The organism is uncultured Kriegella sp., from assembly GCF_963975415.1.
GTDB lineage: Bacteria > Bacteroidota > Bacteroidia > Flavobacteriales > Flavobacteriaceae > Kriegella.
In genome coordinates, this window is sequence record NZ_CAXBGN010000004.1 from 482,713 (window position 1) to 493,738 (window position 11,026).

General features: G+C 37.1%; 12 protein-coding genes. 6 read left to right on the forward strand and 6 right to left on the reverse strand.

The annotated features are described in order from the left end of the window. The first annotated feature begins 3 nt into the window (after positions 1 to 3). Together AACZ88_RS11780 and AACZ88_RS11785 are read left to right on the forward strand one after the other, a co-directional pair. Entirely contained in the window at positions 4 to 1,245 is a 1,242-nt protein-coding gene (locus AACZ88_RS11780) for an Nramp family divalent metal transporter (protein WP_339710346.1), read from the forward strand. Between the two features lie 22 nt (positions 1,246 to 1,267). Next, a complete protein-coding gene (locus tag AACZ88_RS11785; RefSeq protein ID WP_339710348.1) occupies positions 1,268 to 2,026 on the forward strand; it encodes a glucosamine-6-phosphate deaminase in 759 nt (252 codons plus the stop codon). A gap of 125 nt (positions 2,027 to 2,151) precedes the next feature. Here AACZ88_RS11785 and AACZ88_RS11790 read toward each other — a convergent pair whose 3' ends face one another. The 6 genes from AACZ88_RS11790 to AACZ88_RS11815 form a co-directional block, all read right to left on the reverse strand. Further along, positions 2,152 to 2,553 carry a response regulator gene (locus AACZ88_RS11790; RefSeq protein WP_339710350.1) on the reverse strand — a complete coding sequence of 134 codons (402 nt, stop codon included), beginning with the start codon at positions 2,551 to 2,553 and terminating at the stop codon, positions 2,152 to 2,154. A gap of 329 nt (positions 2,554 to 2,882) precedes the next feature. Continuing rightward, positions 2,883 to 3,053, reverse strand: coding sequence for a DUF6747 family protein (locus AACZ88_RS11795; RefSeq protein WP_339710353.1), 171 nt, complete (start codon positions 3,051 to 3,053; stop codon positions 2,883 to 2,885). 956 nt (positions 3,054 to 4,009) lie between these two features. Then, positions 4,010 to 4,180, reverse strand: coding sequence for a DUF6747 family protein (locus AACZ88_RS11800; RefSeq protein WP_339710356.1), 171 nt, complete (start codon positions 4,178 to 4,180; stop codon positions 4,010 to 4,012). A gap of 671 nt (positions 4,181 to 4,851) precedes the next feature. Beyond that, positions 4,852 to 5,559 (reverse strand): LytTR family DNA-binding domain-containing protein, encoded by a 708-nt coding sequence (locus AACZ88_RS11805; protein WP_339710359.1) that lies wholly within the window; start codon positions 5,557 to 5,559, stop codon positions 4,852 to 4,854. Further along, positions 5,556 to 5,888: an Hpt domain-containing protein gene (locus AACZ88_RS11810; RefSeq protein ID WP_339710361.1), complete on the reverse strand. Its 333-nt coding sequence runs from the start codon at positions 5,886 to 5,888 to the stop codon at positions 5,556 to 5,558. The genes AACZ88_RS11805 and AACZ88_RS11810 overlap by 4 nt, the downstream gene beginning before the upstream one ends. 227 nt (positions 5,889 to 6,115) lie before the next feature. Then, positions 6,116 to 6,532: a response regulator gene (locus AACZ88_RS11815; RefSeq protein ID WP_339710364.1), complete on the reverse strand. Its 417-nt coding sequence runs from the start codon at positions 6,530 to 6,532 to the stop codon at positions 6,116 to 6,118. Positions 6,533 to 7,153: 621 nt separating this feature from the next. Between AACZ88_RS11815 and AACZ88_RS11820 the strand changes: the two genes are divergently transcribed. Genes AACZ88_RS11820 through AACZ88_RS11835 form a run of 4 tightly spaced genes read left to right on the forward strand, consistent with a single transcriptional unit; the run spans position 7,154 to position 11,020 of the window. Next, positions 7,154 to 7,888, forward strand: coding sequence for a hypothetical protein (locus tag AACZ88_RS11820; protein WP_339710366.1), 735 nt, complete (start codon positions 7,154 to 7,156; stop codon positions 7,886 to 7,888). Positions 7,889 to 7,939: 51 nt separating this feature from the next. Beyond that, complete coding sequence (locus tag AACZ88_RS11825; RefSeq protein ID WP_339710368.1) at positions 7,940 to 9,106, forward strand: ABC transporter substrate-binding protein; 1,167 nt, start codon at positions 7,940 to 7,942, stop codon at positions 9,104 to 9,106. A 13-nt stretch (positions 9,107 to 9,119) separates the two neighbouring features. Next, positions 9,120 to 10,616, forward strand: coding sequence for an ATP-binding protein (locus tag AACZ88_RS11830; RefSeq protein ID WP_339710370.1), 1,497 nt, complete (start codon positions 9,120 to 9,122; stop codon positions 10,614 to 10,616). Continuing rightward, positions 10,613 to 11,020, forward strand: a complete 408-nt coding sequence (locus tag AACZ88_RS11835; RefSeq protein WP_339710373.1) for a response regulator — start codon at positions 10,613 to 10,615, stop codon at positions 11,018 to 11,020. Before AACZ88_RS11830 ends, AACZ88_RS11835 begins: the two co-directional genes overlap by 4 nt. Positions 11,021 to 11,026: the final 6 nt, after the last annotated feature.

An 11,026-nucleotide genomic window follows, 5' to 3' on the forward strand; every position in this document is an offset into this window, starting at 1 on the left:
CTTATGAAAAATAGATCCATACCTACAAAAATTATCCTTGCGCTGAGCGCCATCGGCCCCGGCCTGTTTTTGATCGGCTATAATATCGGCACCGGAAGCGTGACCACCATGGCAAAAACGGGCGCCGAACACGGCATGGGCCTTTTCTGGGCACTTATTCTATCCTGTATATTCACCTATGTGTTGATGGTCACCTATGGCAAGGTCACCTTGGTAACGGGCAAGACCGCCCTTTTCAATTTCAAGAGCGAGTTCAAATATGGCTGGATGCTCTCACTATATATCATCATAGCGCTGATCATCGGTGAACTGCTCGCATTGATGGGGGTCATGGGCATAGTCGCCGACCTCGTACAGGAAGGCATCAGACTGGCCTTCGATGGACTCATCGTCAGTACGTTTTGGATCATCCTCTTTTTCTCGATCATCCTTTATTTTCTGCTATGGTTCGGCCGCTACCAGCTCTTCGAAAAAATACTGACGGTATTGGTGGTGCTCATGGGCATTTCCTTTATCGTGGTCTTTATCATGGTCGATCCAGACTTAATGGCCATAGCGAAAGGGGCCGTCCCGGGCATACCGAATACGCCAGGGGCATTGGGCCTAATCGCGGCAATAACCGGCACAACCTGCTCCGCGGCGGTCTTTATCATGCGCAGTACCGTGGTCGCCGAAAAAGGCTGGGGCATCGGAGATCTTAAAAAAGAAAAGAAAGATTCGTTCGTATCGGCCTCCATGATGCTGCTCTTGAGCGGGGTGATCATGGCCGTTGCCGCCGGAACGCTCTATGTATCCGGTTTGAAACTGGAGAACACCGTCGAGATGATCGAGCTCTTCGAACCGATCGGGGGCAAGGCGGCGGCCTTTATGCTGATCATCGGTATCGCCGGGGCGGGTCTTTCGACCATATTCCCCATCGTTTTGATCGCTCCTTGGTTAGTGTCCGATTATAGGGGAACGCCGAGGGACATACATTCGCCGCTCTCGCGTTGGCTGATCTTTATCGCGCTGCTCTTCGCCTTCGGTACCGTTTTCCTAGAGAAAAGGCCTCCGGCCCTCATGGTATTTTCACAGGCCTTTCAGGCATGCATACTGCCGGCGGTGGCGATACCGATCTTTATACTAATCAACAGGAAAAAGCTGATGAATGAATATACCGCCGGTACTAAACTGAACATTGGCATTATTGCCGTGATTCTATTCTCGCTAATTACCACCTATTTTGCCCTTACTGAATTTTTGTAATCAACACCTTTAAAAGCATAGAATGAAAAATACTTTGACCATCGATAAACTAAAAGTATCCGTTTACGGTGAGCCCTCTGAGATGGGTGTCGCAGCGGCCGATTTCGTACAAGATAAATTGCACGCGGCCATTGCTCAAAGAGGATCGGCAAATCTTATTCTCGCAACGGGCGCCTCGCAGTTTCCGTTCTTGGAAGCCCTAAAGGAAAGGGATATTGATTGGCAGCAAATCACGGTATTCCATCTAGACGAGTACAAGGGTATTTCCGATGACCATCCGGCCAGTTTCAGAAAATATCTACGTGAGCGCATACTTGATCAGGTAAAACCAAAGAAAATTTATTTTTTAAACGGCGATGCCGAAGACCTTGAAAAGGAAATGGCCCATTATTCCACAGAACTTGAAAAGCATCCCATAGACATTGCCTGTATCGGTATCGGAGAGAATGGTCATATCGCCTTCAACGATCCACCAGTAGCCGATTTTGAAGATCCAAAATTAGTAAAAGTGGTCAAACTCGATGAAGCCTGTAGAAACCAACAATTGGGCGAGGGATGGTTTCCTACCTTCGAAGATGTGCCCACGCATGCCCTCACCCTGACTATACCGGCAATAATGGGCTGCAAGGCTATTAGCTGTGTGGTACCCGATGAAAGAAAGGCCAATGCAGTATATGACACCCTCTACGCCCAAATCGGCACCGAGTGCCCCGCAACTATTTTACGCAAACATCAAGAAACAGTATTATTTCTGGATAGGGAATCTGCCAAAAAGATTTAATTGATCAAAGAAAAAGGAATAATCGTTTTCAAATGAAAGCGCTTCAATTTAGATAGAAGAAATTATAACCCCACTATTATCCGATTATTTGCATTTCTAAATTCAAACCACCGGAATAGATTAGATTACTTCTTTTTTTCCAATATTTTAATCAATACACTTTCCATCCTATCCCTATTCATGGGCTTTTCAATGTAGTCTACCACGCATGAAAACTCCATAGCTTTTGTTTTATCACGTGTAAGAACCGACGATGTGAGCATCACTATCGATGATTCAAGAATAAAATCATTCTCTTCAATAAAGCTCAAAAATTCAAAGCCGTTCATCTCAGGCATATTAATATCCAAAAAGATGAGATCAGGCCTATTACTATCTAGAAACTCTAGCGCCTCCAATCCGTTTTCAACAGCATTCACGTCCATCACGCCCAATTGCCGAAGGGCAATTGTAACCAGCGAATTTGCAATTGGATCGTCTTCTATTAAAAGTACATCTATACCCTTATAATCTTCAGTCTTACTCATATTGTCGAATCACATATGGGGTTCTCTTAATCTTTTTTTAAACCCTAATTTAATAAAAATGCTATAATGCACTTTTTGGCAATACCACTCATAATAATATACGAAGATACTTTAACTTTTGGTCGTAGTTACCTACATTTTCAAAGAATAGTATTAATTAGACTAAAAATGCGAAATAAACAACTAAACATGAAATTATCTACACATTTTCAAGTTAGGCATTCAAAAATAGTGATTGCTTTGCCTAATTACCCTATACCGCAATACATAAACTCCCCAAGGAATATCCTCAGGGAGTTCTGCCGAAATATAACTAAAATAATGAAATCCTAATCGAAGGAAAATCCGGTCGCTACCCGAAATACGAATGCGTAAAGCACTACAGCATACATGGCGAAACCAAACCAGGCGAACGCCTTGAAATAGTTTTTTACAATCATGCTGCCTAAATTTTTAAATCCTTCATGGTAAATCTCTCTTATGTTTTGTAGGGTGTTCATAGTATATGTTTTAAGGGTTTAAGTTGGTAAAAACTAATTTTTCAGAAAATTCATTCGCATTATGAAAACGAATGGATAAAGCCTTTTTATTTGTGTCTATAACTTTTTTGGGCTGGTCATGCCGTCTAAATCTCGTTGCTTTAACATTTATTAAATTAAAGCAGGTAATGCATCATTGGGTTCATATAGCATCCAAATCACCTTGCTAGAGGAATTGCCCGGTCGTAGAATACAATGTGTTAAAGACATATAAAAGGTAACCAGCGCTACAAATAAAGGCTACTAGAGTGGAAATCGAGGGAATTAATATTTCTAATTTTTTCATGTTAAAGAGATTTGGGGTTTAACAATACTGTAAAGTTAAGACTGATATCAAGATAATTCGGGAGATTTTCGATGGATCACCAGTTACTGTAGTCGAATAGGATTTTTCTTACTTTAAAGTGCGACTACGGATTTACTTGAAAACATTGGATTCCGTAGTAGAATCTTAAAATTTAAAAGCGTCTACTTTAAAGGGTTGTTTAAATTCAAGTGGAGTGCCCAGCGTTCTTCCCGGCACCAGCGGGGTACTGAAAGAAGCTTTAAAACAGTTTACAAAAAAGGCCATCGGGACAAAGCCGGGTAAATACGTCTCATCGAAAATTTATGCAATACAAAAGTTTCAATTCCTGCACATTTCACAAAGAAATTAACGGCCGTTTTCTCAAACTTACTTGTTCAGACTCAGTAAAACGACCTGTAAGAACGATAGCACTTTCGGTTCAAACCCGATCAGCTTTACTATCGATTTTCTTTTTACATCCATAATCAAAATTGGGGAGCTCAAACAAATCCTTCTCCCGTTAACCTTTTTTCCTTTGTTTAAAAACCTGTCATATTTATAGAGCCAAAATAAAAAACCCGAAGGTTGAACCTTCGGGTTTCTCTCGAAATATAACTAAAAGTATGGAGCCCTAATCAAAGGAAAATCCGGTCGCTACCCGAAATACGAATGCGTAAAGCACTACAGCATACATGGCGAAACCAAACCAGGCGAACGCCTTGAAATAGTTTTTTACAATCATGCTGCCTAAATTTTTAAATCCTTCATGGTAAATCTCTTTTATGTTTTGTAATGTGTTCATGGTATATGTTTTAAAGGTTAATTTGGAAAACTAAATTTTTATAATATTGAATTCTAACTGTGGAAAGAAAGGGTTAGAGCCGTCTTATTCGTGTCCGTAACATTTGTGGGGCAACGCTACCATTCAAATTTTGGAATCTTGCAACTACATTGAATTAAAGCGTGAAATCTATTGTCCGCAATAAAAATCAAGAACCCATCACTAATGCATATATGCTAAATCACCTGTGGTTGCAGACATAGTATCAAAAACAAATAATAAACAAGCAATAAGACAAACTATAGCCGTCAGAAATGCAACCGAAGGAACAATAAATTTTATATTTTTCATTATTAAAAGATTTGGGGTTTAACAATGCTGTAAAGTTAAGACGGATATCAAGATAATTCGGGAGATTTTCGATGGATCACCAGTTACTGTAGTTGAATAGGATTTTTCTTACTTTAAAATGGGTGGGCCACCGAATACTTCAATACAAATGCAAACAATGGCTTTTCAAGATGCTTAAAAGTGATTAATTAAGAGAAATTGACCCACTATTGATCGCTAGTTGGAAGAAATTAGTGCGGAGGCACCGGAATGCCATACACCATTAGTAATTCAAGGAAGAACTAGCGCTTTATTTATTAGCCAAAATGTAAAAAGAAGGAGGCACCTGGACGAAACTTACCTTAGAGCAGGTTTAAGCGACGCATCAATTCAGATCTGTTGGAGCGACTTACGGGAATTACGTCCTTTCCTATCAATACACTATTATCTTGTATGTCGATTATCTTCTTTGTATTGATTACAAAAGAACGGTGAGCTTTTAAAAAAATTTCTTTAGGAAGTTTATCTACTATCTTTTTTAATGTAGAATGAACTGTATAGTTTTTGGTATCGGTTTTCAAATAAATATAATCACCTCTAGCCTCGATAATGCTTATCGTAGGAATATCTATTTTGATAAGTCTACGGTCAATATTTATATATAAATCGTTTACCGACTCGTCAGGAACCGGATTCTTATAAGTAACTGCCGACTCTTTAAATAAAGATACGGCCTTAACTATCCCTTTATCAAAGCGCTCTTGTGTAACCGGCTTTACAAAATAATCGATAATACACTCATATTCAAAGGCCTCGAGCGCAAAGTTCTTATCGGCCGTTGTCAAAATGATATTCGGCGGATTCTTTATAGTTCTAATGAAATCAAAACCATCGAAGTCGGGCATGTGAATATCAAGAAAAATCAGGTCTACCTCATTAAAATTAAGATATTTGATAGCCTCTATGGCACTTGAAAAACTCCCCTGTATTTTCACGCTTGGGTTATTATCAACCAGCTGTTCAAAAATTGCCCTGAACGTTTCATCATCATCAACAACAATACAATTCATAATTCTTGATTTTTTTTACGAACAAAAAACAACATGGTCTCTAATGTTTCCTCAAAAACAGATTTCAAATCAAGATTGCCCTTTCTTAAATTTAGCTCATATTCCTCTGCAATTCCATAACTTTTTTCCAAGCCTAAAATACGTATTTTGTGCTTTAGCTTATGTACGGTATCCGCTGTTTTTGAATAATCTTTCTTTTCCAGCTCTAGTTGATAGGTTTTTATTTCAACAGGAAGTTCCCGGGCGACTATACTTATAATTTTTTTTGTGAACGATCGATCCCCTTTTGAAAGGCCGTCGACATAATTAAGATTGGGTATTTCCACCATGTTTACTTTTTATTCGGTCCGTTCTACAGCGCCAACAATTCACAAAATCATCCTAAAACAATTTAAAGTACCTCTTAATCTGTTTCAATATTAGGAAAAATCATGCAAATATTGCAATCTATTCTGAGAATATATAGGAAGTTCGTGAAGGAAAAATTTTGAAATTTTAAAACTCAATAGAGATAATTTGTTTATTTATGACTACTACAAATATCAGGTCTCTCGAACTAGGCCGTTATGGTCGACTTTTTATGGTTAGTCATTCTAAGGAGTGCCATTTCTAGCTTTCTTATATTAATAGGTTTTTCAATATAGTCTATGACACTTGAAAACTGCAGCGCTTGCATTTTATCACTTGTGTATATAGAAGATGTTAGCATAGCTATTGATGAATTGGGAATAAAATTATTATTCTCAATAAAATTTAAAAATTCAAAACCATTCATCTCTGGCATGTTGATATCTAAAAATATAAGATCAGGAAAGTTATTGTCAAGATACTCTATGGCCATTAATCCGTTTTGCACTGCCTCAACTTTTGTTATACCTAATTGAGTGAGTCCTATCAATGCCAATGAACTAGAGATCAGATCATCCTCTATTAAAAGCACTTTGGTTCGGTCGTATAACTTACTATTCATCATAGGCTATTTTTTTAAGAGCAAGTGCAAAAAAATTGAAATATTATACTCAAGTATAAACTATGTAAGGTTTTTCCTGTTTCATCAAAGTTATACTTTTAGTCATCATTATCTTACATAAAACGTCAGGATACCAAATAGTTTAGACCAACGGCAATTTAGTGTCGTCAAAAGGTATTCGATTTTCTTAAAAAAACAACATAAAAGTAAGAATAAGGTTACTTTTATGGTTTTCAAAAAGTATTAACAAGTCAGGTTACATCTTATACATAAAAAAACAACAAGTACATTTACATATAACTGATTTACAAAACTTTAAACAAGTATAAATTAAATAAAAAACAATCTAATTCAGCACTATTTTTGTTACCAAACACAATAATAATGAAGAATTTTCTTTATTATTAAGTCATTCATTTTTCATATTCATTACATGCTTGAAAAATTTGACAAATCATTTTATTAAAATGCTATAAACCGCTTGCAAAATAAAAGATGATAAAAAAACAAAATATTTGTTCTGGTCAAAAGGCTTTCGTTTTGCCATAAAGAATAAGGTAAAACTTTTCAGTTCATTGAACGGAAATGATAAGCTCACATAAAGAGCTATGTAACAATTCAAAAATGAGAAGTTCTATTAGTGGTATTTTTTTTCTTTTTCTTTTTGGTCTGCCCTCCTCAACAGCCATTTGCCAAACAGAAAAAAAATCACCACCCCATCTTTCAGGATTCGTTGATTTTAATTTCTATTATGACACCCGAGAATTCAGCGTGTTGACCTATAACATATTGGCCAATCTACCCAAGCGGTTCCAATATTTCTCTTTGACCAACTATCAAAGTTCAAACGAATCTTTTGATTTAAATTCTGTTTATGCCGAACATAATGTACGCTGGGCGCTTCATAAAAGCAAACCCATAGATCTTACTTTACAATATGTTATGCGAGGTGGAGATGACAATGATGATTTTCGTTTAGGATTCCGATGGAGGGCTCATGCCGCTAAGAAACTATTTTCATTTTTTAAGAAGCTAAATTCCTCATATTCCATTAACCCCATGTTTATTCAGTTCAGAAGAAATGCCATCCCAAAATATATGACGATTATTGAACATGTTTATAAAATAAATATTGCTCCTAAAGCACTTGACAGGCGAATTTATATCGGTGGGTTCATTGATCAGAATTTTCAGTACGACGGACGAGGTGGTCTATCTTTCAAATGGGTTACCGAACATCAACTAGGACTAAGGATTATTGATGAATTATATGCTATCTTAGAGTATAGAATCAACGATTTTTTTACTGAAGACAGTTATGGTTTGGGGTATGGGTTGGAATATAAAATAATTTTCTAAGGAAAATTCAAAATCATGGGTTAGTATTGTAACGACTTTAAATAAGAGACATTGACTGTAATAATAAGAAATATTGGAAATGGGCATATGAGCTTAAGGTTGTTGGTCTTTTTCACCGTTTTGGCTTGCCTATTTGGGTGTACAAATTCGAAATCCGAAGAAGTAAACATTGGCTATATCGGTCCATTATCTAAACGTGCCACCGATTTAGGTATCGGACCATCAAATGCCTTGCAATTGGCCGTTAATCAATATAATGCCTCGAGAAGCAACAATTCCCCAAAAGTAAACCTATTTGTAGAGGATGATCAGTGGGAAAAAGACAAAGCACTACCGGCATACCATAAACTGCGAAAAGAACATGACATAGATATAGTCTATGTTAGCAACACCGATGGCACGATTGCCTTACAAGATGCAATCTTAAAAGATCAAGTGATTTTAATAAACCCGCTTAATAATGACGCCTTACTGTCTAGCTTGAACCATAACACATTTAAAATCGCCAAATCTACAGAAGAGGCCAACGAACTGATTGCTGTAAGAGTCATAGAACTGGGCTTAAAAAAAGTCTTGATTATTCATTATCCAAACGATTTTATGACTCGGGCAACCACATCTTGTAAAAGATTGTTAGATCAGGCAGCCATCGAAAATGAGGTAATCATCGTTGACAAAAATACCGTTGACTTTAAACATGAACTAAAAGCCGCAATGAAAGCTGGGTTTGATGCTTATGTTTTTTTTGGATATAAAGAATTCGGCTTTGCCATGAAACAAGCTCGTGACATGGGTATTAAAGCGCCATTTTTTGGATCTACTGTATTACTAGACCCCGAGTACTTTACCAACTCTAGGGGAGCCATAATAGGCACCGAGTGCACCTTTTTTACTCCAGCCGATGGCAACTATGTTCTAGCGACCGAATTTCTTACCCATTATGAAGATAAATATGGCCACCAACCGGTTTCTGTATGGCCCGCCATGCAGGCCTATGATGCAATGAATATGGTGTTAGGGGAAATTAGGACAATGGAGGATGGAAAGAATAAAAAAGAGCAGTTTGATGATTGGCTTCGAAAGCGGTTGTTCGATATCAGTTATTATCAAGGTGTTTGCGGAAATATTTCAATATCGGAAAATGGAGCTTCAAAAGGCATATACTTTTCTTTATACCGATACACCTCTAAAGGAAAACTTTCTAAAGTTAGAAGATAATTAAAAAACTATTGTGAGATCAATTAGAAATAAACTTTTTTTAGGTTTCGGAACACTGATATTCGTTTTGTTGGTCAACATTATCTTGACTCAAATTGTTTCGAGACAGTCTACGGCCACTTATGAAAAATTAAAATTGGAAATCGGACCCACATTAACCTTATTAAATGAATATCAAGAGGTCAACAGAGAACTATTGTTACTTACTATAAATAAAATTCTTCGGCAGACCGATGAGCAATATAACAACCGTATAAAAGCGATTACCGAAGTAGAATTGCCTCATTTTAAGACCAAGGTTAATTTATTGAAACAAGCTCTATCTCGAAATGATAGAAAAATACAAATCGCGAATAATCTGGTCGTTCTTACCGACAGCTCCATCAATATTGTAAAATACATCAACAACCTTTTAATGACCAGAGCTGATTATGATAATCCTCAGACAGTAGCTGATGTAGCCCAAAAGGCCAATCTAGATCTATCGGATTTATCTCAACAAATCGACCAAAATATTGCATTGTTGCACAAAGAATACAGTATCAATTTTGATGAACACCAAGCTACGCTTTCTAAAGAACTTGAGAACCTCTCGGGTATTATCTTTTTTCTTGGTCTGTTAGGTATCGTTATCGGAATCAGCATTTCATCTGGCACAATCAATTCAATCGTTAGACCCATACAAATATTACAAGTCTCTGCCCGCAAGATTAGTAGTGGCAACTATGATATTGCTGTGCCCATTAGAGGAAAGGACGAATTGGCTTCGTTGGGTGAATCGTTTAATACCATGGCAGAATCGCTGAAGAAGAATTTTGAAGAAATCAATTTAAAGAATAAAGAGCTAGAGCAATTTGTATATATTGCATCACATGATTTACAAGAGCCTTTACGAACGCTAGGAAGTTTTACAGAACTACTTGATAAAGAGTATCCAACAAAAAAAGGTGAAAACTCGAATACTTATTTAAGGTTTATCAACGAAAGCGCCACCAGAATGAGCCAGTTAATTAAAGGGTTGCTGGATTATAGTCGAATCGGGGAGGCCAAAAAAGTAACCGATGTAGATTGCAATATTCTAATACAAGGAATTAAAGAAGATCTTTCACTCGCCATTAGTAAAACCCAAGCAACTCTAACGATAGCTGACTTGCCCCTCGTCAAAGGCTACGAGACCGAACTACGATTGCTTTTTCAAAACTTGATCAGTAATGCTATAAAATTTCATGGCTTAGACAAGTCGCCTTGCATCTCCATTTCGGTAGAAAAGCTTCCACGATTTTGGAAATTTGCAGTGAAAGATAATGGTATTGGCATAGACGCGCAACACTATGAAAGGATTTTTGCTATTTTTCAACGGTTGCATAACCGAAGTGAGTATCAAGGTACCGGCATAGGCCTTGCCCATTGCCGCAAAATTGTTGAAATGCACGGGGGTAAAATTTGGGTTGAATCCGTACCCAAAGTAGGCAGTACTTTTTATTTTACTATTTCTAAGAAAAAATTATGACAAAAAAATTAAACTGCATTTTATTGATCGATGATGATGAGGCTACAAACTATATTCATCAAAAAGTTATTGTAGATCTCGAATGTGCGAAAAGAGTAATTACCGTTCACAGTGGCCAAGAAGCATTAGATTTTCTTAACAATAGAGAAACCAAAGATAAATTACCCATCGATTTGATTTTTCTAGATATTAACATGCCTGCGATGAACGGGTGGGAATTTCTAGAACATTATAAAAAACTAGACCCTTTAAAAAAAGCCAAAACCATACTTTTTATGCTATCGACTTCGCTTAATCCGAATGACCGTAAAATCGCGACAGAAATCGATGATGTAAATGGCTTTGAAACCAAACCATTGACCGAAGAAAAAATAATCAAAATTTTCAAGACTCATTTTTCTTAAGTGCTA

Excerpts from the sequence above, each read along its gene's own strand:
- AACZ88_RS11820 (WP_339710366.1), top strand. The coding sequence starts at position 7,154 with ATGAGAAGTTCTATTAGTGGTATTTTTTTTCTTTTTCTTTTTGGTCTG.
- AACZ88_RS11815 (WP_339710364.1), bottom strand. The coding sequence starts at position 6,532 with ATGATGAATAGTAAGTTATACGACCGAACCAAAGTGCTTTTAATAGAG.
- AACZ88_RS11835 (WP_339710373.1), top strand. The coding sequence starts at position 10,613 with ATGACAAAAAAATTAAACTGCATTTTATTGATCGATGATGATGAGGCT.
- AACZ88_RS11810 (WP_339710361.1), bottom strand. The coding sequence starts at position 5,888 with ATGGTGGAAATACCCAATCTTAATTATGTCGACGGCCTTTCAAAAGGG.
- AACZ88_RS11795 (WP_339710353.1), bottom strand. The coding sequence starts at position 3,053 with ATGAACACCCTACAAAACATAAGAGAGATTTACCATGAAGGATTTAAA.
- AACZ88_RS11790 (WP_339710350.1), bottom strand. The coding sequence starts at position 2,553 with ATGAGTAAGACTGAAGATTATAAGGGTATAGATGTACTTTTAATAGAA.
- AACZ88_RS11805 (WP_339710359.1), bottom strand. The coding sequence starts at position 5,559 with ATGAATTGTATTGTTGTTGATGATGATGAAACGTTCAGGGCAATTTTT.
- AACZ88_RS11785 (WP_339710348.1), top strand. The coding sequence starts at position 1,268 with ATGAAAAATACTTTGACCATCGATAAACTAAAAGTATCCGTTTACGGT.
- AACZ88_RS11780 (WP_339710346.1), top strand. The coding sequence starts at position 4 with ATGAAAAATAGATCCATACCTACAAAAATTATCCTTGCGCTGAGCGCC.
- AACZ88_RS11800 (WP_339710356.1), bottom strand. The coding sequence starts at position 4,180 with ATGAACACATTACAAAACATAAAAGAGATTTACCATGAAGGATTTAAA.